The organism is Sphingomonas sanguinis NBRC 13937 (assembly GCF_001591005.1).
GTDB lineage: Bacteria > Pseudomonadota > Alphaproteobacteria > Sphingomonadales > Sphingomonadaceae > Sphingomonas > Sphingomonas sanguinis.
Genome location: NZ_BCTY01000021.1, coordinates 19,677 through 40,286 on the forward strand (window position 1 = coordinate 19,677; position 20,610 = coordinate 40,286).

General features: G+C 64.9%; 22 protein-coding genes. 8 read left to right on the plus strand and 14 right to left on the minus strand.

Translation table 11 applies throughout. From position 1 onward, the window contains the following. The first annotated feature begins 176 nt into the window (after positions 1 to 176). Both SSA01S_RS10365 and SSA01S_RS10370 read left to right on the plus strand, forming a co-directional pair. The gene (locus SSA01S_RS10365; RefSeq protein WP_206362708.1) at positions 177 to 1,778 is read left to right on the plus strand and encodes an SIR2 family protein; all 1,602 of its coding nucleotides are present in this window, start codon (positions 177 to 179) and stop codon (positions 1,776 to 1,778) included. Further along, positions 1,775 to 3,193 carry an argonaute/piwi family protein gene (locus SSA01S_RS10370; protein WP_043061314.1) on the plus strand — a complete coding sequence of 473 codons (1,419 nt, stop codon included), beginning with the start codon at positions 1,775 to 1,777 and terminating at the stop codon, positions 3,191 to 3,193. The genes SSA01S_RS10365 and SSA01S_RS10370 overlap by 4 nt, the downstream gene beginning before the upstream one ends. Positions 3,194 to 3,257: 64 nt before the next feature. Here SSA01S_RS10370 and SSA01S_RS10375 read toward each other — a convergent pair whose 3' ends face one another. From SSA01S_RS10375 to SSA01S_RS10390, 4 genes are all read right to left on the minus strand, one after another. Next, positions 3,258 to 4,067 (minus strand): hypothetical protein, encoded by an 810-nt coding sequence (locus tag SSA01S_RS10375; RefSeq protein ID WP_061780306.1) that lies wholly within the window; start codon positions 4,065 to 4,067, stop codon positions 3,258 to 3,260. A gap of 214 nt (positions 4,068 to 4,281) precedes the next feature. Further along, positions 4,282 to 5,259 carry an ExeA family protein gene (locus SSA01S_RS10380; protein ID WP_061780307.1) on the minus strand — a complete coding sequence of 326 codons (978 nt, stop codon included), beginning with the start codon at positions 5,257 to 5,259 and terminating at the stop codon, positions 4,282 to 4,284. Then, on the minus strand, positions 5,259 to 6,911 hold the full coding sequence (locus SSA01S_RS10385; protein ID WP_061780308.1) for an IS481 family transposase: 1,653 nt from the start codon (positions 6,909 to 6,911) through the stop codon (positions 5,259 to 5,261). The genes SSA01S_RS10380 and SSA01S_RS10385 overlap by 1 nt, the downstream gene beginning before the upstream one ends. Then, on the minus strand, positions 6,904 to 7,500 hold the full coding sequence (locus tag SSA01S_RS10390) for a recombinase family protein (RefSeq protein WP_061780309.1): 597 nt from the start codon (positions 7,498 to 7,500) through the stop codon (positions 6,904 to 6,906). The genes SSA01S_RS10385 and SSA01S_RS10390 overlap by 8 nt, the downstream gene beginning before the upstream one ends. A 165-nt stretch (positions 7,501 to 7,665) precedes the next feature. Here SSA01S_RS10390 and SSA01S_RS10395 point away from each other — a divergent pair, with 165 nt between their 5' ends. The 3 genes from SSA01S_RS10395 to SSA01S_RS10405 all read left to right on the plus strand — a co-directional run bounded on the left by SSA01S_RS10395 (position 7,666) and on the right by SSA01S_RS10405 (position 8,918). After that, entirely contained in the window at positions 7,666 to 8,358 is a 693-nt protein-coding gene (locus SSA01S_RS10395) for a hypothetical protein (protein WP_061780310.1), read from the plus strand. Next, a complete protein-coding gene (locus SSA01S_RS10400) occupies positions 8,358 to 8,594 on the plus strand; it encodes a hypothetical protein (protein WP_061780311.1) in 237 nt (78 codons plus the stop codon). The genes SSA01S_RS10395 and SSA01S_RS10400 overlap by 1 nt, the downstream gene beginning before the upstream one ends. Positions 8,595 to 8,663: 69 nt before the next feature. Further along, the gene (locus SSA01S_RS10405) at positions 8,664 to 8,918 is read left to right on the plus strand and encodes a hypothetical protein (RefSeq protein ID WP_156477746.1); all 255 of its coding nucleotides are present in this window, start codon (positions 8,664 to 8,666) and stop codon (positions 8,916 to 8,918) included. 243 nt (positions 8,919 to 9,161) lie between these two features. On the opposite strand, the gene SSA01S_RS10410 is transcribed toward SSA01S_RS10405, so the two are convergent. Continuing rightward, positions 9,162 to 10,589, minus strand: a complete 1,428-nt coding sequence (locus SSA01S_RS10410; protein WP_241769347.1) for a relaxase/mobilization nuclease domain-containing protein — start codon at positions 10,587 to 10,589, stop codon at positions 9,162 to 9,164. Next, positions 10,586 to 11,206 carry a ribbon-helix-helix domain-containing protein gene (locus tag SSA01S_RS10415; protein ID WP_217498064.1) on the minus strand — a complete coding sequence of 207 codons (621 nt, stop codon included), beginning with the start codon at positions 11,204 to 11,206 and terminating at the stop codon, positions 10,586 to 10,588. The genes SSA01S_RS10410 and SSA01S_RS10415 overlap by 4 nt, the downstream gene beginning before the upstream one ends. Before the next feature lie 314 nt (positions 11,207 to 11,520). Between SSA01S_RS10415 and SSA01S_RS10420 the strand changes: the two genes are divergently transcribed. Next, positions 11,521 to 11,787 (plus strand): hypothetical protein, encoded by a 267-nt coding sequence (locus SSA01S_RS10420; protein WP_043061316.1) that lies wholly within the window; start codon positions 11,521 to 11,523, stop codon positions 11,785 to 11,787. Between the two features lie 725 nt (positions 11,788 to 12,512). On the opposite strand, the gene SSA01S_RS10425 is transcribed toward SSA01S_RS10420, so the two are convergent. From SSA01S_RS10425 to SSA01S_RS10435, 3 genes are all read right to left on the minus strand, one after another. Further along, positions 12,513 to 12,854 carry a hypothetical protein gene (locus tag SSA01S_RS10425; RefSeq protein WP_043061317.1) on the minus strand — a complete coding sequence of 114 codons (342 nt, stop codon included), beginning with the start codon at positions 12,852 to 12,854 and terminating at the stop codon, positions 12,513 to 12,515. Beyond that, entirely contained in the window at positions 12,851 to 13,525 is a 675-nt protein-coding gene (locus SSA01S_RS10430) for an AAA family ATPase (protein WP_244885654.1), read from the minus strand. Before SSA01S_RS10430 ends, SSA01S_RS10425 begins: the two co-directional genes overlap by 4 nt. Positions 13,526 to 16,080: 2,555 nt before the next feature. Further along, entirely contained in the window at positions 16,081 to 16,473 is a 393-nt protein-coding gene (locus SSA01S_RS10435; RefSeq protein WP_061780325.1) for a DUF3768 domain-containing protein, read from the minus strand. A gap of 265 nt (positions 16,474 to 16,738) precedes the next feature. Here SSA01S_RS10435 and SSA01S_RS10440 point away from each other — a divergent pair, with 265 nt between their 5' ends. Together SSA01S_RS10440 and SSA01S_RS10445 are read left to right on the plus strand one after the other, a co-directional pair. Further along, the gene (locus SSA01S_RS10440; protein WP_043061319.1) at positions 16,739 to 17,065 is read left to right on the plus strand and encodes a hypothetical protein; all 327 of its coding nucleotides are present in this window, start codon (positions 16,739 to 16,741) and stop codon (positions 17,063 to 17,065) included. 12 nt (positions 17,066 to 17,077) lie between these two features. Further along, on the plus strand, positions 17,078 to 17,731 hold the full coding sequence (locus SSA01S_RS10445; protein WP_052814254.1) for an SOS response-associated peptidase: 654 nt from the start codon (positions 17,078 to 17,080) through the stop codon (positions 17,729 to 17,731). 13 nt (positions 17,732 to 17,744) lie between these two features. On the opposite strand, the gene SSA01S_RS10450 is transcribed toward SSA01S_RS10445, so the two are convergent. The 5 genes from SSA01S_RS10450 to SSA01S_RS19515 all read right to left on the minus strand — a co-directional run bounded on the left by SSA01S_RS10450 (position 17,745) and on the right by SSA01S_RS19515 (position 20,456). Next, positions 17,745 to 17,936, minus strand: coding sequence for a hypothetical protein (locus SSA01S_RS10450; RefSeq protein WP_061780314.1), 192 nt, complete (start codon positions 17,934 to 17,936; stop codon positions 17,745 to 17,747). Positions 17,937 to 18,069: 133 nt separating this feature from the next. Beyond that, a complete protein-coding gene (locus SSA01S_RS19810) occupies positions 18,070 to 18,234 on the minus strand; it encodes a hypothetical protein (RefSeq protein WP_165800937.1) in 165 nt (54 codons plus the stop codon). A gap of 638 nt (positions 18,235 to 18,872) precedes the next feature. After that, positions 18,873 to 19,337: a hypothetical protein gene (locus tag SSA01S_RS10455; protein WP_061780315.1), complete on the minus strand. Its 465-nt coding sequence runs from the start codon at positions 19,335 to 19,337 to the stop codon at positions 18,873 to 18,875. Further along, the gene (locus SSA01S_RS10460; RefSeq protein WP_061780316.1) at positions 19,337 to 20,269 is read right to left on the minus strand and encodes a hypothetical protein; all 933 of its coding nucleotides are present in this window, start codon (positions 20,267 to 20,269) and stop codon (positions 19,337 to 19,339) included. The genes SSA01S_RS10455 and SSA01S_RS10460 overlap by 1 nt, the downstream gene beginning before the upstream one ends. 10 nt (positions 20,270 to 20,279) lie before the next feature. Further along, on the minus strand, positions 20,280 to 20,456 hold the full coding sequence (locus tag SSA01S_RS19515; RefSeq protein ID WP_156477747.1) for a hypothetical protein: 177 nt from the start codon (positions 20,454 to 20,456) through the stop codon (positions 20,280 to 20,282). Positions 20,457 to 20,610: the final 154 nt, after the last annotated feature.

Consider the following 20,610-nt stretch of genomic DNA (forward strand, 5'->3'; position numbering starts at 1 on the left):
TGCCTCTACTTTACAGGCGGCCTGAGTTGGCTAGCGTGGCCCGGGAGGGGAATGGCTTGGCACCTGAGATAGATAGTGATGACTTCGCACGGCGCTTCGCGCTGCGACCTGGTCAGCTCATGTGGTTTCTGGGCGCGGGTGCGTCTGTCTCTGCGGGCGTGCCCACCGCATGGGACATGATCTGGCAGTTCAAGCAGATCCTCTATGCGGCGCAGCGGCGGGTGCCGCTTTCGACCATCGCCGACACCGGCAATCCGAGTGTGCGTGCGTTGCTCGACGCCCATGTCAGCGGATCGGGCAGCTTACCAGTCCCCGGTGCTCCGGACGAATATGCGGCGCTATTCGAAGCAGCTTATCCCGCCGAGAAGGACCGTCGAACGTTCATCGATGGCATGATCGGCGGCGCAAAGCCTGCTTATGGCCACCTAGCGCTCGCTGCCCTGCTAAAGGCGGGGCATGCTCACCTGATCTGGACCACCAACTTCGATCACCTCGTCGCGGATGCCTGCGCACAAACCTATGGCACCACCAAGTCGCTCAGCGTCGTGGCCCTTGATGCGCCTGATCTGGCAGCCGAGCAGATTGCAGCGCAGCAATGGCCTATCGAGGTCAAGCTGCACGGCGATTTCCGGTCCCGCCGGCTCAAGAACACACCCGACGAGCTCAGGCAGCAGGATGCACAGCTCAGAGAGGTGCTCGTCGATTCCTGCCGCCGATCCGGTCTGGTCGTCGGGGGGTATAGCGGACGCGATGCGTCCATTATGGATGCGCTCGAGGCAGCACTCGAACGCCCCGGCGCCTTCCCGGGAGGCTTGTTTTGGCTGCATCGCGGCGAGGAGCCACCCTTCGAACGCGTCAACCAGCTGCTCGAACGCGCCCAGGCGGTTGGCGTCGACAGCGGGCTGGTCCGTATCGAGAATTTGGACGAAGCGCTTCGCGATCTCGTGCGTCTGTTGCCTGACCTCGACTCGACAGCGCTCGACAGCCTGGGTCAGAAGCAACGCTGGTGGACAGCCGCCCCGGCGCTGACCGGCAAACATAACTGGCCTCTCGTCCGACTAAATGGGATCGAGGTCGAATCCATACCGACAAACGCCCGCCGCGTCGTTTGTGGAATTGGTGGGGCGGCAGACGTCCGGGATGCAATACTCGCGGCGAAGGCTGATCTGATTGCTACCCGCACCAGCGGGGGAGTCATTGGGTTCGGCTCGGACCAGGAGTTTCGCCGCGTCTTCGCCCCCTACGATATCACGGACTTTGATCTGTCCGTCTTTGAGGATCGGCGACTGCGTTACGATTCCGGTGAACGAGGCCTGCTGCGAGAGGCGCTGGTTCGTGGGCTGTGCAGTGTACATGGGCTTGATGCCCAGCGGCGGCGCAACGTCCATATCCTGGCACCGCACGACCCGGCAGATGAGCATTGGGGGTCGCTGCGCAGCTTGGTGGGACCGCTCCAAGGTCGGATCGACGGCGGCAAGGTACGATGGCGGGAGGGAGTAGCGGTCCGCTTGGATTGGGCGGACGACCGCTTGTGGCTCTTGGTTGAGCCCCGGATCGATACGGACGACGATGGCTCAACCGCAAGCCGGGCCAAGGCGGCCGACTTTGCGCGCGAGCGAACAGCGCGCCGCTACAACCGGGATGCGGATAAGCTCATCGATTTCTGGACGGGACTGTTTGCCGGAGAGAATGTGCGGGCACTGGGGATTGGAGATGGGATCGACGCTTCGTTCGCCGTCGGGCGACGAACCGCGTTCTCGTTCAGGGTGACGCCATGAGCAGCGAAATTTCGCCCCACGTCTGGTATCCGGAGCCGGAACTCCTCTTCCATCCTGAGCGCAGCGGCGATCGAGATATTCATCCGCTACGCGGCCTCAAGAGGTTTGGTCCCTTTTCCGCCTCGCAGGTGCCCAGTCCCATTCGGGTTGCCACCATTGCGCCGGCCGGAGAGTCCACCCGCCTGTTCGGCTTCATGCAAGAGCTCCACCGGACGTTTTCGCCACGTGAACGAACCGATTATCTTCCCGAGTGGCCGGGCTTCTCGGCCGTGTTCAACACGCGGGTAACCGCGGCACCGGCCAAGTGCCGTGTCGAACTTGAGCCGGCACTGGACGCCGATCTCGCCGCGAGCCCGGCGCCGCATACTCTGCTGGCCGACCGCCTTATCCAAGCAGTTCGCTGCTTGGAGGCGTTTCGCACGGAGTTCGACGTTCTGTTCGTCTACCTGCCCGATCGCTGGGAGGCCGCCTTCTTCGGCCACGACGATGACTTCGACCTGCACGACTATCTGAAGGCCTTTGCAGCAATTCGCGGGATGCCGATCCAGATCGTGCGTGAAGGGCGCGCGCTCTCCTATTCATGTCGAGCGAGCGTGATGTGGCGTATCGGCCTCGCAATCTATGCCAAGGCTGGCGGCATTCCTTGGAAGTTGGCTGACACCAAGGCGGAAACGGCCTTCATCGGCATTTCCTATGCCGTTCGTAATGACGACAGCGGTAGTCCACGTTTCGTAACCTGCTGCAGTCAGGTTTTCGATGAGGACGGCGCCGGATTAGAATTTATCGCGTTTGATACCAATGAAATTCAGGTACAACGGGAGAACCCGTTTTTGTCTCGTGCCGAGATGTTCCGAGTGATCACGCGGTCGCTCGAACTCTACAGGCGACGACACGGGGGACGCTCACCTCGACGCGTGATGATCCACAAGACCACCGAATTCAAAAGCGACGAGATCGCTGGTTGCTTCGAAGCGCTACCGGTCTGCGAAGCGGTCGATCTCATCCAAGTCGTTGATGAGGTCGGGTGGCGTGGTGTCTGGTGGGAGCAGGACCCCAACAATCCACGCCGCAATCAGGCCGCCGCATATCCGGTCAAACGGGGAACGCTGGTACAGCTCGGCCCACGAGACGCGCTGCTTTGGATACACGGCGCGGTAGACGGCTTGGGCAAGCGGCCGCACCTTCAGGGCGGGCGGGGAACTCCCAAGCCGATCCGGCTTGTGCGCCACGCCGGACATGGCTCGTGGGATGACACGGCTATGGCGGCATTGGCGCTTTCCAAGATGAATTGGAACAACGACGGACTCTACGATCCCCTACCCGTGACCATGAGCTACGCCAAGGTCCTAGCGCGGGTTCTTAAACGAATGCCCCGCTTGGGGAGTACCCCGTTTCAGTTCCGCTTCTTCATGTGACGCGCTCATTGACATGTGGCGCACGGCTTCAGCGTCTCTTCCTCAGATTGTACGTGATTCAAAGCTATCGATCACGGAGTATTTCTTCCCTCGCGCCGACGTTCTTCGGATCAGATGCCAACTCAGGTCTGTCGCCGACACTCAGGCGATCTGAAATCGTCTGATGCAACGCAGCCAATCCGCTTGCTAGGCTCTGCTCAGGCAGCGCAACACCCTCCCGCCTTGCCGCCGCCATGATGTCCATCGCACCAGCGAGCTCCGGCTCAGCGTAGAGCATTGCGCCCTCCCCCGCTTGCCACACCTCGACCAGCGCCTCGGACCGCGCGCGCTGCGCCTCGGCCGATCGGTCCGCCGCTATTGTCGAGCGCGGCAATGGCGGCATCACAGCACCTCGACGCTCCAGTTCGTCGCGGGTGATCGCAGCCAACTTGTATCGCAGACGGCGGCCTGCGCGATCGTCTGTCGGTGACGGGCGGTACTGGCTAATCAGAAGAGCGGTCAGCGCCGCAGTATCGACCGTCCGCGCCTTCTCCCGCCAATCCACGATGGCGCGGCGGGTTGAAGTGCGGTCTGCGGGTTGGCTGATGACGAAGAGCTCGAGCAGCGGATCGTCGAGGACATCGGCCGGCAATGGAGCGGCGTTGCCAGCGGCCGCGGCATGCGCCCAGCCCGCGACCTGCGCAACACGGGCGAACCCCTCCCCCATCTCGCCCCGGGTCTCGGAGACTTCGGACGCGAGATGCTCGAGATTAGGCTGGAGGTCCGTCGCGATGGCCTGCGCAGCATCGATGGTCTCGAGCCTTGCAAGGATGTCGGCCTGATTTGCTTCGAGGCGCTTGCTGCGTTCGCCGATCTCTTCGACCTGGTCCTGCATCAGTGTCAGCGCGTCAAGAATGGCGGCTAGGTGTAGGCGCTTGCAATCATAGCGCCTCGTGCTCGCAAACAGCGCGGATTTCTGCTCAGATTGAATGACAGCAGGCGAGCCGCGCTGCTCACGCTAAATGACAACATGCTCGCCATCATCCGTGCCTGCTTGCAAACGGGACTGGCCTGCTCACGATATATGCCAGTGAAGTTCGTGACTGGCGTCATATCGGCACCCCCGCCTCGCGGAGCCGCTCGGTCAGTTCGCGGGTGTGCTCGGCGTCCAGCGTTCCGGTGAGAAACGCGCGTACGTCGGACGGCCGGGTGTTGAGCTGGCTGGCGAGCGCGCCGGCGTCGTAACCGTTGCGCGTCAGCGTGGGTTCGAGGTCGTCGATCGCGCGCGACAGCACCTGCTCGACGATCTCGACCGTGACGGGCTTGGCGGCAAGCCGGAAGCCCTGCTCGAAAGCGAGGGTCAGGTGCATCTCGATCTGGAGCGGGGTGCGCAGGCGCTCGGCGATGAGGTCGATCGCGTCCTCGTCCATCAGGTCGGCGACCTTGACGCCCTCCGCCGCGCAGGCACCGAGCAGCCAGGCGACATAGTCGCGTCGCTCGGCACCGATGCCTTCATAATCGAAGGTCGTGGTGCGATAGCCGATCTCCTCCATCTGCGGACGACGCAGGTCGTTGCGCAGCCGGGGATGGCCGACGAGCAGGACCGACAGCAGCACGCCGGCATCGGCCACCACCTCCATCAGCCGCTTGAGGCCGGTCAGCGTCTTGTGGTGGAGGTCGTGCGCCTCGTCGACCACCAGCACGACCGGGCGCTTGCCCTTGCGCATGATGTCGCGCAGGTCGCGCTCGCGCCGCTCGGCCTGCTTGGGGATCTTCACCTGGGCGCGGTCGCCGGGCGAGAGGTCGTAGAACAACGCCTCGATCAACGACGGCAGCGAGGTCCGACGCTTGTCGACCGCGAGCGACTTGGCGACGGCGACCTTGCCGGCCCTGACCAGCTCGTCCTCGATGCGGCGCAGGAGATGCGTCTTGCCCGATCCGACCAGCCCGGACACGACGATCAGCCGGCCGGTCTGCACCGCTGCGCAGACCTCGCGCACGAGGTTGCGCTGATGCTCGGTCTCGAAGTTGCCGGCACCATGAAACGGGCGGGCCAGCCCGTAGCTGGATTGAACGTCGGCGAGCATCAGCTTATCCCCCGTCTTGCCTGAAACCGCTCGCGGATGCGGCCGGCGATGATGGTCTTGTCGAGCGTTTCGCCCAGCAGCGCGTCGATGAAGGCACGGTCCGCCTCGGGCAGTGAACCGAGCGGTCGCTGTAGCTGGTCGACGATGGCGTGACGTGCCGCGAGCCCGGTCGGGTACGCCGTCTCGATCGCCGGCTCGGGGAAAGAGGTCTGCCGGACCACAAGCCCTGTGGTGGAGGGTGGCAGTGACGGCAGCGGTCGATCGCCGCCCGTCACGGTCGCACGGGGAAGCCCGAGCTGGTCGGCGAGCCGGACCACTTTGTCGAGCCGCTCCTCGGCGCGGCTCTTCTGGTACTTGCGGTAGCGGTAGAGCGGCACCGCGCCGCGCGACGGCTCGTAGGGTCCGTATCGCTTGCCGCCATGCTCCACGAACAACTGCTGGTCGAACAAGCCCCAGAGCAGCGTCACCGTCTCGCCGGCAAGCTCGGGTTCGACCTCGTAGGAGGCACCCTCGACCGAAACGGTCGCGTCGCCCGCGACGGTGCGCCGCTCGGGCTCGCGCGCGAAGGCGCAGAACCGTTCCCACGAGCACATGGCGCGCACGCCCTCGCCCGGCAGGTGGCGCAGCCAATGCTCGATCCGGGCGTGCGGCTCGGACCGATGGCCGCCATTGTTGTAGGTGACGAGCGCGCGCCGCATCCACAGATTGGCTTCCGCCTCGTCCTTCGGCTTGTGGAAGTGGTAGAGGGTCTCATGCACTTCCTTTACCGTGCGGAACGGCCGCTCGACCTTGCCCTTGGCGCGGGCCGCGGTGTGCCGGTCGTCCTGTTTGGGCGGCAGATGGGTGAGGACGCGAATACCCAGACTGCCCATTACCGACTGGAACACGCGCGACCGGCTGACCGGGCCGTTGTCCATGTAGATCGTGACCGGCAGGCCCTGGAACGGCAGCTCGGGTTCGGGCTTGGCGGCGAAGGCGTTGAACAGGAAGCGCAGCGCGGACTCGGCGTCCTCGCCATAGACGCTGCGATATTCCTGATAGACCACGCCCGAGCAGTCATCGACGACCGAGAACAGCATGAGCGTCGGTTTGCCGCGACCCTGTTCGATCCACAGCGGCGCCTCGACCTGCTTGAGGTCGGACGGGCTCATGTCGAAGTGCCACAGCTCGTTGGATCGCCGCGCCTGGAAGCGCACGGCCGCATGCGGGCGGGTGACACGGGCATAATCCAGCCCCGACGCGCGGAGCAGCCGGTCGATGGTTGCCCGCTTCAATAGACCGGGCGCGACCTTGACCAGGCCCTCCGGCGTCTCGACGCCATCGGTTTCCAGAAACTCGATGGCGCGGGCGGTGGAGACGTGCCGGCCCTTCTTGTTGGTCGTTCTGATCTTCAGCGCGGCGACGATCTCGGCATAGCGCTCCATCTCCGCCTGCGGCGCGATCCGCGTCGCGCCGTGATCGGATCTGCGCACCGACCGAGGCCGGTTCAGCTCGCGCAGCGCCCGGTACAGCGTCGAGATCGAGATGCCGTAAGCCTCGGCCGCACGCGCGACGATCTCGGTGCGACCGGGATCGCGTGGCGGCAACAGCGACAATCGTCGGCGAAGGTCGACCAGCGCCTCTCCGGGCGGCCGCTTCGCCCGGTCAGCCATGGGCTGCGACAGGCTCCTTGGCCGGTACGCCGCTACCGCGCTTGCCGGCATAGCGGTAGAGGGTCGCGACCGACACGCCCATGCGCTTGGCGATGTCGCGCACCGGGAGCGTGCCCTCTTTCATCATGGCGCGGGCTGCGGTGACGTCGCTCGGGCGCATTATCGATGGGCGGCCGCCCTTGCGGCCCTGCCGGCGCGCTTCCACCAGACCGGCGGTGGTCCGCTCGCGGATCAGGGCGCGCTCGAACTGCGCGATTGCGCCGAACACATGAAAAGTGAGCATCCCGCCCGGCGTGGTCGTGTCGATGCTCTCGGTCAGCGACACCAGCCCGATCTTTTCGTGCTCGAGTTCCTCGGCTGTGGTGATCAGCTTCTTGAGCGAACGGGCGAGACGGTCGAGCTTCCAGACGACCAGCGTGTCGCCTGCACGCAGCACGTCTTTCAGGATGCGCGCCAGTTCAGGCCGATCGTCGCGCGCACCCGACGCCTTCTCGGTGAACACCCGCTCGCAGCCGGCGCGGCGCAGCGCGTCGAGCTGAAGCTCAGGGTTCTGGTCGCTGGTGCTGACCCTCGCATAACCGACCCGCATGGGCGTCCGATCTTCTCCAAACCCGTGCGGAGCATACCGTTTTGCGAAGCCGGTTTCCAGAACAGTTTTGACAAAGCCCGGCCCGCAGATTTACGTTGCCAGGCAAGCAAGGCGACCGGCTCATCAGAAACGGTCGTTTTGCAGAACCTCTGAGGAGCAGGGTTCATGCAGGTGCTCGATACGGTTGGCTGGGCGGGCGATGGAGACGACACCGATTTCTTCTTCGCGATAGAGCGCATCTTTAATCTCCGCCTGCGCTCGGACCTGCCGTGGAGGACGTTCGGCGAGGTGCGCGACCATGTCGTCGCGCATGTCGCGGCTCATGGTGGTGGCGGCATCACATGTGCCACGCAGATGACGTTCTACAGGCTTCGACGCGCGCTTGGTCTCGGCCGGCACGTCGGGCCGGATAAGCCGCTGGCGCCGCTGATCGGTGACAAGCTGCGTCAGTCGTTCACCGACCTGGAAGCCGATACCGACCTGAAGATGCCGGCGACGCGGGCCGGTTGGCCGGGGATCGCCGGTGGTTTCTGCTTTGCCGTCGCGGTTGCGATCATCGCGTTCACGACGCTGGCACCGCCTCTTCGCATCTTCGCCGCTGGAGCGAGCGCCTACGCCGGGCTGTGGTTGCGGCACATCGACCGTCGCCGACTGCCTCGGGGATGTGAAACGATCGGTGATCTTGCCCGACTGGTGACGGAGCAAAATCGCGGCAGGCTGGCCCGCGACGGCGCGCGTCTCACCGCCCCCGAGATTTGGCGGATCATTCAGCAACTGGCTGCCCAGGAGAGCGGGATCGACCCCGATCTGATCGGGCCGGAAACGACCTTCTTCCGAGCCAAAGCCCGAGCCGCATAATGGCTGTCACGCATGACGACTTCGGTCGCGAAACAGATGAGTGGGGCCATATCAAGGATCCCGCCGAACGGTATCAGGTCTTCATGCTGGGCTTGCATGACTTGCTCGCCGACGCTGGCGACTACGGCTACTCGCAGGAGGCGTGCGAACTGCTAGCCAGAGCGCGACTGACCTTCATGGATGAGTTCGACGCTCGCCATCCGGGTTACGGAAAAGGCAGAGCCGTATGGCGATGAAGGCTCAATCACGGGTGTCGGGCAGTGTAGATGGCCTGCTTCAGGCCCTTCGACTGTTCGGCTTTCGGCATGAACGATAACCGATACCGTGGCGGAACCAGCGCAGGCAGCAAATGGGGATGCGGCGTCGCGGCGATCGTGACACTGCCTATATTCTTCATCTTGATGGTCGCTGACGCCCTTGGCGACTGCGTGCCAGATGTTGAATGTAAGAAAGGCTTCATTCCGTTTGTTCTGGCACCCAGCGCGACCATTGGCTTTGGGCTGTTCTTCGGCGTCCGTTTCGTCGTGATTCGACTGCGGCGATCTGACAGAGATGGGTAAACTCACCGAGGACCATACGAACACCGATCACTCATCGACATCGATCGCCATTGGCGGAAAGCGTGAGCAGGCCACCGCCGTTTGCAAGCAGGCACGGACGATAGCGAGCACATTGTCATTCAGCGTGAGCAGCACGGCTCGCCCGCTGTCAGCTAATTTGAGCAGAAATCCACGCTGTTTGCGAGCAGAGGCAGTTCCGTTTGCAAGCGCCTACAGCTAGGGCGGCAGTCTGACTGACATCGCTCATCGCGTCGGCCCTCCCCTACCAGGGCTTCGATCCCGCTCCCGCTCGCGGGCCATCCGCGCGCGTTCTCGCTCCTGAACCTGACGCATTACCTCGTCGATATCGGTCGGTGCGGTTGCCGGATCGTGGCGGGTGATTGGTGTCCGAGTTTCCTCCTTCTGCCGCTCGGGGTCGACGGGTTCGGGCGAGCGGACCGCATCCGTCTGATCGCGAAGACGACGTGCCTCGATCCGGTCCCTCATCGCGCTGGACCGGGCGATCGCGGCGGCGATCGGGTCCGCTGGCGCATCGCTTGCCTCCGCTTCGAGTCCACCAAGTCGGGTGTCCAACGCCCGCAGCACGCGGAGCGTATGGGCGGCCTGGATGGAGTTCGGTTCGGGGTCGGGCAGAACCTCGACGAACCGTTGCAGGCTTTTCGCGACCGTCTGGTTGACGACCGACGGGGTGGCACTGAGCTCGGCGATCGACTGCAGATAGGCGTCCCTGACGACGGCCTGTTGCTCGGTAAGGATAGCCCGAACCGGATCGGCTGTGGTCGCGTTCGCGAAGCGTTGTGCGCGCGCGAGGCGGTTCGTGTCGAGCCGCGGTACCTGGCCGTTTGCTCGCACTTTCCTGGCAGCGATCGGCTCATGCTTGGGGTCTACCCCCCTCGCCTTCGCCGGCGTCGCATTCGCCTCTATGCCGCGGTCGCGCAGCTTCTGGGCGAAGCGCTGGCGGTAGCGGAAGAGGTCGTCACGGGTGGGGTGAAAACGTCGACCATCATGGTCGCGCCGTGCGAAGGTCAGGTGAACGTGCGGATGATCCCGGTCAATGTGGAGCGACGCGACCCAGGACCGGTTCGCGAATTCCTCCCGCGCGAAATCCAGCGCGGCCGCCTTGAGGCGTTCGGGATCGGTACCCGATGGCATCGAAAGGATCATCGATAGCGACGTCGCGCCCTTGCGGCGGGCATCGTCGCCCATCTCCCATTCCTGCCAATCCTGCGCGAGCTCCTGCATGGCGCGTCCGTCACGGAGCACCTCCTCGTCGCTCGTATACAGCGCCAATTGCTTGTCGGTGCCGTGACCAAGGCGACTGATGTAGGCGAAATTGGCGAGCACGTGCCCGCTGCCATGCTGACGTCCCGTGATGCGAACGAGGACCTCGGGGACCCGGCGTGCGGTTCGGTCCATCGTCGCGATAGCGCGACGACTGACGGCGCCTTGGGCGCCCGCACCGAATGCCTGCTTCGTCGCATAAGGTTGGCGACCGCCACCCGGTCGGCTCGTGGCCTTCGGGAACATGGAGGCGACCGCGAGCCTCAGCATTGTTCCGCCCTGCTTTGCTGGTGGAGGCGACCCGCCCCCGCTGCCGAGCCTCTGCTTCTTCGCTGGCGCGAAGATCCCCGCCATCGTGTCGAGCGTGCCCGGCGACAGGTTGAGGCTCACGCGCGCGGTGCTCCGAACGCGCCGGTCCAATACGCGACTTCGCCCCCGACATAGGCGGACAGGCTGCGCCGAGTGGCGTGCAGAACGATCTTCAGGTCGGCGCACGTCTCCAGAAAGGGTTCCGCAATCCGCGCGATGTCGAGGCTGCTCTCGGGCTGGTTGGCGGCATTCATGGCATGGACCGCCTGGTTGATGTTGCGGCCGATCAGAAGGATCTGCTTGCGGACTTTTCCGACCTCCTCCTTCATGGCCGGGCATAGCCGGAGCTGCGCGGCCTTGTCCCAGAGCTGCCAGCGCAGGGCGCGTTTGATCCACTCGTTGCGGGACAGGCCGAGCGGCGCGCCAACAATATCGATCGCCTCGATCTCGCGCCGGTTGAGGCGGACCGTCACCCGGACCTGCTCGTCTGAATGACCCTCGTGATCGAGCCTACCTGCCGCCCCCGCGATGGGCAGGTCATCATGTTCCGACGCAAGCACCGTGCGCGTGAGGATCTGCGCGATCCAGGCGCTCCGGGTCTGGCCATGGGCGGCCGCGACGCGGTCGATCTCCGCGATCAGATCGTCCTTGAGCCGAAGACTGATCACCACTTTCAAAGCCCCGTGCAGCGGTGCCATCGAGCCAATGTATTACATTGGTGCCAGATGGCATATCCTGCCATCCCTCATAATTGATCCACCCTCGTACAAAAACCAATTAGATGGAGTGAAATCACTCCAGACGCGGAGTGGGCTGTATTGCCGAGGTTATTGCAAGCACATGGACGCCTGATACGTTCGACAGTCGAACGGCCTTGGCAGTCGTCATTGATGCCGGTCCGGTATCGACACCGTCGATCTGGACAAGATCAATACCCTGATACCTAGTAATCTTGGAGAGGGTCGGCCATGTTTGTGCTGTCCACGAATTGCAGCACAAGAGAGAACGCCACATGCCTCGTGCGAAATCCAACACCGGTGATCTGGCGGCCATCGCGGCGAGACGCGAGGCGCTGCTTGCCGAACTGGCGCGCGTCGACGAGCAGGCGAAGCAAGCGACGGAAGCGGCCCGTGACGCCGGTCGTCCTGTCCTTCTGGCCGCGCTCGAGCGGGTCAAGATCGCTGCCATCGAGAAGTCCGACGCCCGCACGATCGCAGCGGCGCTCGCCTCCCATGGCGGCAAGGCAGTGGCTGAACGACTGGCCGCGCTCTCGGGCTGATCGGTCGGCCGGGGCGAGCGTATTCTGGAGGATCGCATGTCCGACCAACGGCGTGTCAGCGGCAGCCGTTCGCGGATCCGATCGCGCGAAGGGAACAGGGCATCAGAGCGGCGTTCCCGCGACCCCCTCCCCCTCTCCGCTTGCCGGCGACCAGTCCCCGGAGCTCGGATAGCTGTCGTGAACGGTCGCTCGACGGATCGTCGGTAGCACACCCGTCGTAGCGGATGCCGTTCCCGCGATCGCACCAGTCCGTCGCAGCGAGGACGGCACCGGCTCCCGGCAACCAAGGCTCCTCGGCCGCTAGCCTCGCGCCTTTCACCAGCCCCATCGCGGTCGCAACGGGTACGATGGCGGGACATGGGCGATCGTGCGGAGTCGCTGACGTTGCCTAGATCATGACGACCAGGCGATCCGATCGAGGCTATCGGCAGATAGCGAGCTCCGTTGCCGCTGGTCCGCTTCCCAACGGCCGCTGACCCGCGTTTGGCGTGCACGCGCAAGCCCCAACGCGACGCTACCTGACACAGGAACGGTCACCCTGCGGCCGATCAATCACACCGATTCGTCGCTCGGCATGAGGAGCGACGGGGATGGTCCCTGGCGGTCAGCCCCCCTCCCCTTCCGGCCGGTGTATGACGCCGGCTGTGCTGGCGGAGTGCCATCGACGGGGCGGTCGCGATCATGGCCGGGAGACTTACCCCCTCCCCTCCCCGGTCAGCTTGTCGTCACTTCCCGGCTTTTGCCTTCCGCGCCTCTTCGGTCAGGGCCAAGTCAAGGAGAAGCGTCATTGCCTCACCCTTTGAAACGCGGTTGCGCCAGACGAAGTCCTCGAAGCGAGCACGATCCTCGGGACGGCACCGGACGTGCACCGCGTCGGTAAAGGTCGGCTGCCGGACCTTGGGCGCCGGCCGCTGCGCCGGTGCGGGAGCCGGCTTTTCGGAGCGAAAGCCCAGCCCCTCCCCTGCTGATTTGGCTGCGGCCAGCTGTTCAGCGGTGGGGACCGGAATGTCATCATCAGCGGCGAAGCTGGTGATCGATCGACGCGATGCCGCAGGCTTCTCGCTCATGCGCCCAGTCCTTCCTTGAGCAGCGTCACTACGTCGAACGCGAAGGCGTTAGCGTTCGCCTTCGCGCTGTCGAGTGAACCGACATCCGCCGCAGTCATGTCGTCCAGCGTACCGCCCATACTGAACAGGCCGCGGAATGCACCGCGCTCGGCGATAGCGGTCGAGATCATCGGGACGTCTGCATCTTCCAGATTGCCGACGACGGCTTTCAGGTCACGCGGCCACAGCCTCGTCGAAGCAGGCGTCCGCGTCAGAACCGCGGCAAAGGGCAAGGGGCGCTGGCGCGCGGTACCGGCATTGCGAATCGCCTTGAACGCGCGCGCAGCTTCCATGGCGTCGAGTTCGGAGCCCTGGATCGGGACAAGGGCGAGATGCGACATCATCAGTGCGTTGGTCGCCCGCGCGCTGGCCTTCCCTTCCAGGTCGACGATAACATAGTCGGCGCGTTTACGCGCCGCGTCGATCGTACTGATGATCTCGTCCTCATCGATCTCGGGTACCACCTCGATATTGTCAGGCTTCCCGTCCTTCGCCGCCCAGCGTGACAGCGGGAAATTCGGGTCGGCGTCGATCATCACGACGCTCGACCCTTTCGAAGCGAGAACCGTCGCGAGAATGAGCGAGGTAGTGGTCTTCCCCACCCCGCCCTTCGGGGACAGCATCGATATCACCGGCAACAGATGTCTCCTCAGGTTGATCGGCGGATGTGCACATGTGACGCACCAACCACGCCGCGAACGTGTGACCAAAGTTGCACAAGCCCCCATTGGTGACAAGTGCGCGATGGTCGCTTGCGCACTTTATTGACATGTAAGCCGTGTGAACATGGGCACCGCGTGAGCATTGCGGGCGTTGGATGGCTGGCAATGGGTCAGGCACCGGACGCGGCTTGCACTCGCGTCCGACAAGCGACCACAGTGCCGCGTTCCCGACAGCATCGCCCCGTGCGCCAGGGGACCGCCTTCGCTCGGCGATCGGACGGCACGTTCAAGCGCCACGTGTGAGCATGCTCACATTGAGCACATGCTCACGAGGAAACTCGCAGAGGCACTCGCCCTCCCCTGCCCTCACGCCTGCTTAGGACGACCAGCGTCTATTCCACGCAACCGCGTTCAGCCAGCGATGGGAGTTGACCGAGTTTCGCCGACCGAGCAATCAGCGCAACCAAACCGCCGAGGCGTTGTCCGATCGCCTTTCGCGACCGGCGACGTCAGCGATCCCAGTGCAGCCTTGGTGTGGTCGTAAGCTCACCGCGGCGACATGTTCACACCGCACTCATGTACACATCGCTCTGATATTCACCCTGGTCACACGTTCACATAGCTAGGACGTTCACCTTGGCGACATGCTCACCGCCTGAATATGTTCACCTCGATACCCGTGGAACGGCCTCGCCACATCATTGGCCATCCTGTCACCGCCCGCACCCGAACCGCGCGGCGCTGCCGCGGGGAGGGGGAGCAGGTCGTCGGCGCTCTGCTGGTGAGTGCAGCTACCTGGGACGAATAGGCTCCTGTACTGGCGAGAGGCGCAACCGCGCTTCAGCCGCGACGATCCTCCTTGAACCTGTCGACAATGCGCCCATGTTCACGCTGTGAACGTTTGCGCGCGCCGTTGTGCGTATCACCGCCCCGCGAGAAGACCCTGCGGCAGAGAGCAAGCTGGACCGAATTCCTACCGGCTCGCGGCTACTTGGTCGCGAGGTTTATACATTCACCGCGCTGACATGTTCACGCCGTGCACACGTCCCAACCTTCAAAATGCTCACACCGTGAACGTTAGCCATGTGCTCACTCGGTGCACATTGTACACTTTGCGCACATGGTCGTCGGAGGCATGGTGCACCGGCTTGCCTCGGTGGCGGCCACGTCGCCGGCCGGAATGGTCGCTGCGCCCAGGCAATAACCAACGGTCGCCCTGACCATCTAGCCGCACACCAGCCAGACATACGACGCCGATCGCAGAATGGCGTCGCCCACCAGCAGCGTTGCGTCGGCCGGAAACGACGGCCGATAGCTTTGGCCGCGCCGGATCCAGAGGCCATCCAAGCTCGGCAGGGTTGACAAGGGGAGGTCGCCCAAATGCGATGCCGCGTCATGCGCGCCGACTTTGCGAGCCAAAGATGCGCCGAAAGAAGCTGACGAACGCTCGGCAGGTGCCGCCGCACAATTTCGACCTCGATGTCGCGCGGCCGCTTTGCCACTACACCTCTGCTCCGTGCAGCCGGCGGCCAGGAAGCCGGCGGCGTGCCCCGCGGGGCACGCCGTCGCTTCGGAACCGGGTGTTGGAAACCAAGAGTGAGCTTGGCGCGAACGCCTTTAGCCGGGCGGCCTGGACATACGCGTCCGCCACCCGGTCAATCGAACCGGCTCTCACTCTTCGGGGTTTCCACGCCCCGGCCCGCGTCTCCGCAGGCGCCTCATCCTTACCGAACGGCTGCACCGCGGCGCAACCCGCCATTGTCCCGCTATTCTGTGGTATCTCTCGAAGAAGCCTTCTCCCTTGGGCCAGCGCCCGCCGCGATCGCCTAGAGACCGACGACAGGGAGAGAAAATCGCGAGGATCCCCCCTCAAGGTCTGACGGCTCACTCCTCCCAGAGCGGCTTGGGATTGCGGCGACGCTTGGCCTTTGATGGCCGGGGGAGGGGGGATGCCGCATCGAGCTCCCGATTGATTGCCGCCAGGTCCGAACGCCACGCCTGGATACGAGCCGATTGGTCATGCATGGAAAGCCTCCGTCTGTTCGAGTGAAGACGAGGTGCCGCTGGACGGTCGGTTGGGGCCGGGTTCCAGGACTGCGCCAGCAGCCGCGCGAGCGGGGCGTGGGGGAGCCGATTGTCTCGGCCCTGGAGCGCCAGCGGAACGGGCCGGGAGAATTGGGGGAACCGCGCATCCTTGACGCCGACCCCGGCCGGCCGTCACACTGGGGAGACGTCGACGACAGCCTCTTCTTTTTTTCCCGTTGGACGCGGCGATCCGCGAGCAAGCGACATGCCCCAACGAGGTAACGAGCCCAAGACGGCCCCGATATGACGCGGCCGTGCAGGTGCAGCTTCGCCGGGTTGACCGAGCGCGGTCACGGCATCGCTGCGTGGGTCACCATGATCGATGGCGACAGCTCCCCTGACCATCGCGATCCTCGGCCTGGCGCCTCTCGCCGGATCGGACGCACTGGGCGCGCTGCCAGCACCGGACCCCGGCGGCAGGACCGCCGGAGCCCGACCGATCAGCGCTCGTCGGCGCGCATGATCGTCAGGACGCGTACCGTCACGGATGGGTCTGAGGGGTCTTCCGAGCCGGCGGACAGGTCGGCGTTGTAATAGTCGATCTTCCACATGCAGGCTGCGCCTTCAAAGTCGAACGTGCCGAGGTCGTGTTCGCCATAAGGGTCGTTCGCGCGCGTGAAGGCGTCATAGCCCCGGATCGCTCGGAGGAGTTCGGCGCGCTTGCGGAAGTTGCGGAAGATGCCAACGTCGCCGATCAGTTCGGCGATCCCGCTGGTCATCATGACCCGGTCGGTGCCGGGCTGGGTGATGTGATCGCGCAGCCGGTCGTTGAGGCGCGCGATCGCGCTGGCGGCATCGGCGGTACTTGCAGGCCGGGGGGTGGCATCGGACATGACGGTCTCCTTGACGCTCGAGCCCCGGTGATCGGGGCCTTTCGACACGCGGCAGGACCGCCGGGGCATAGCCGCCCGGCGCACCCGAAGGGTCGAAACGGCAGTGGAGAAGCCCGCGCCAGCGGGCTTGCGCCGGGCTGCGCCTCGGCGAGGACGTGCGCGCCAGGAAAGTCCCGGATGATCGCCGGAAGAGAGTAGGGGGCCGCCCTGCCAAGCCGCCCCACCATGCTGGACGAAAGCGGAGCCGACCCGCTATCCTTCATCGATGGAGACCGGCGCCGACATCATCGCCCTGTGGCCCCGCTGGCTGGAAAACGTCGGCGAGATGCGTCGGATGAACGCGCTCGTTCGCGTACGCTGCGCGGTCTGCGGGACGATACTGCGCGTCGACCTCGACGACATCGTTGCCCGCCATGGCGTGGGCTATTCGCTGGTCGACAAGCTGGAGCGCTGCCGAATGGTCGGCTGTGCGGGCTCGACCTTCTATCTCGCATCGCGGACCTACGGGCAGGCCTGGACGGCGCTGCTGCGCGATCCGGCGTTGCTCGGGAGCTTCGCGACGTTGCCACCGGTCCGTACCGCGCTCGGTTGACGGCCCACAGCGATGTGCACCAACTACCGCCGCACCAAGGGCTTCGATCAAGTCTGCGAGGAGTTCTACGAGACGCGCATCCCCGTACGCTTTCCCGAGCGTCATCAGGCACCCAATCTGGAGCCGCAGCCCGAGGTTCGTCCCACCAATCGCGCGGTCGTCTTGCGCGCGCAGGAGGACGGGGTTGCGCTGACCTGGATGCGCTGGGGATTGATCCCCTTCTTCCATAAGGGGCCGGTCAGCGGCTGGAAGGCTGCGACGTTCAATGCCCGTGCCGAGGGCGTGAAGACGGCGCCGTCGTTTCGCGATGCCTTCAAGCGACGCCGCTGCCTCATCGCTGCCGAAGGGTGGGTCGAGTGGAAGGGGGAGGGCAAGCCGAAACCCAAATTCTACGTCGCTCCGCGGGACGGCGCACCGATCTGCTTCGCCGGCCTGTGGGATCGGGCGAGGACGCAGGACGCGGGCGAGATCGAGAGCTTCACGATGGTGACGCAGCCGCCGGGCGCGCTGAGTGATCTCCATGACCGCGCGCCGGTTGTGTTGCGGCAGGAGGATTGGGCGCGTTGGCTCGATCTGGAGGCGCCGGTCGATGACCTGCTGACGACCGAGCCCGCCGATCTCTATAGCATCCGGCCGTTTCACGAGGTCACCGGCGGCCTGCTCTGAGGCCGTCAGGTAGTCAGCCGTCGGCCTCGTCGATCAGCTTCTGCACGCGGGCGATGGGGTTATCGTCGATCGGTCGGATCGTCTCGTCGCATCCCGGACAATCGATCGTCCGCGCGAGGCGAAGCGTCTTGAACGCGATGTTGAGTGTCCGACCGCACGCCGGGCATTCGGTTTGCGCGGCGATGTCATCGAGCTCGTGCGCCATCGCGCGACGATAGCCGGGATCAGCGGATCTGGTGAGCCGGTGAACCGCTCCACCGGGCCCGGGCGGGTTCGATGCCCGCCCGGGCCCTTGGTCGAGACGGGGAGGGGAGGGGGGCCTTTCAGCCCCCGGGATGTCAGGCAAAAGGGTCGTATTCGTTGACGATGATGTGCGAGCTGTCGTGATCTTCGGCGGTGATGACGGCGTATTGGGTGCCGATGGCGATGACCATGGTGGCGACCATGAGGCTGCGGGCGAGGCTGAGGGCGGATTTGCGGGCGATCCAGATGTCGTTGAACATGTCCGAGGCTCCTGTGAAGCCGACGGGGTTCATCCCCGCTCGACAGGCGCCCGACAGGACGGGGAGGGGCCGCGATCACTTTTTGCCGGCACGGCAAAAAGCCGTAGCGAAGCGCCCGGACCCTTCACGGGTTGATCGTACAAGGACCCGCACCGGCCCAAGGATTGCGCCTCCAAGAGCGGGGTGAACCTCGTCGGCCGGGAGCGTCGTGGCTGAAGCACTGGGCCGCCCTCGACGTCCACCACGTCGGCGATCCGGTCGCTCCCTTTCCTCGCGCGCCCACTCCGCGTGCCGCGATGGCAAGACCAGTGCTATGCGCCAGCGATCCTATTGCGCTCGACAGGCACAGCGCGCCGGTTGCCTGCGATCGGCCCCGTTGTGCGCCACTGCCTTCGTCAGCTGATCGTCACCCGGATGGGCCGAGACCCGTCAGGGGCTCGGTGGAGCGTCAAGCGGAATAGAGCGGCGGTCCCGGCGACAGCCGGGAGACGTCGACGATGTGTTCTGCTACGGGGACTGGAACAGCAGCGTCATACCTGCGGTGCGTTGCCGGTCGAGGTCGGATACTGATCCTTCGCACCGGGCAAGGGGAGGGGGTACCGCCGGCATGGGTGCCCCACCCGCCTGCAAAGCATCGATCAGTCGAAGCCCTCGCGCGGCGGCTGCGCGCTCGGCGGGACGTAGGTGGCATTCTTGACCGTCTCCTCGTGACGCAAAACCCAGTCGAGCGGACCGGTAGGCCAGAAGCGGGCCGGCGCGATGACGCGGCCATCGAACTCAAGCGGCGTCGCGTAGCGGGTGGCGACAGCGGCGAGCACGTTCAGGATGATGAGCGTCAGCAGCAGCCAGAGCAGGCTGCAGAGTGCTGTCCGGCCCATGCCGGTTGCGCCTCCGAACCAACCCAGGCCGCTCGTCATCGTGACCGCGAGGCCCTGCGCGGCGAGAAGGCCGACAATCCCCGCCGGCACCATCAGCTTGAGACGCAGGATCGCCGACCAGAATAGTCCGGCGATGAGGTGGGGCAGCAGCAACACGCCGATGCCGATGGCGATGAGCCGCGCATCGTCGGGAAGCGCTGCAAGGAAGGCAGGATCGAAACGCATCAGCGCAGCAGCCAGGACAAGCCCTGTGCCACGGCAGCGCGGGCACGTTCGCGCTTGCCGACAGGGGGGGGCGGTGCGGGAGCGGGATCTGCGTCAGGAAGGACGGAGGTTAGCGCCTGCTCTGAATAGTTCAGCACCAGCATGTTTCGGATACGCGCGGCGGGGAGGTAGATGGCGCCGCCAACCGGCTTTGCCTCCTCCACCACCAGTCCGGCAGCGACCGACGCGCCCGCATCGTCACGCCGCATCATCGAGCCCCAGCTGCGCGGCAAGCTGAGATGACCCTTCTCCTTGGGTTTGCCGCCGATCATGTAGATGAAGCGATTGGGCTCCGACAGGGTCAGCGCCTTGATCTCGCCGTCGTCCGACAGACGGATATCGGCGATCCCTCCCGCGTAGCCGAGGCCGCGACCGTCTTCGACCGCGTCGGTGAGGACATAGGCGAGCTGGAAATAGCCATGGTTCGTCGGATCGATGATGTGCTGGAATGCCCAGCCCTGGGTGTGGCTGTCGAGCCCGTCGAGCACCAGCGCCAATCCCCTGTGCCGGATCATGACGGCGACGAGATAGGACAGGAAGATGAGGATGAAGGCAAACTCGATCAGGCCGAGCGGCTCGCCCGGGCCGAGTTCGCGGGCATTGGGACCTGAGGTCGGGCGGATCATCAAACCGGCGACGACGCGATAAGGCGAGACCAGCCCAGGTCGTTCGGGCCCGCTGAGAATTGCGACGATCCCGTCGCACACGATCGCACCGAACAGATGCGCCGCGAGGCTGATGCCACCCGCCAGCGCGAGGCTGTTGAGCGCGGTAAGCGGTTGATCGGGCCGTCGTACGCCGTGGCGTCGGCCCAGATTGTTCCAGAAGATAAGCCCGGTGATGCCCGGGAGCAGCCACAGCAGCGCGGTAAGAAGGGAAAAAGTGAGGCTCAATGTGAGACGTTCAGCGTCGCGTGGTCTCGTTATTGGTTACCGCCTGGGGCGCGTCGACCGCGGTGCCTTCGCGACGGGTGCGCTCGGTCTGCGCCTGCGACAGGCGCCGAGCGAGCTGGAAATAGCCACCCGCAGCTGCGGCTGCGCGACCGATCGCGCGCTGCTGCCTGACGTTCGTGACGAGCATTGCATCATCTCCCGGCCGAGGGGTCTTGGCCGCTTGTGGTCAACATAACGCTCGAAACGGTAAAAAGGTAGAGTGCGGGATCACGTCATCGGCGCGAGCACGGTCCTTCGACCTGCCACTTGGGCATCGTGTCTCAACCGACAAAGGTTAGGAA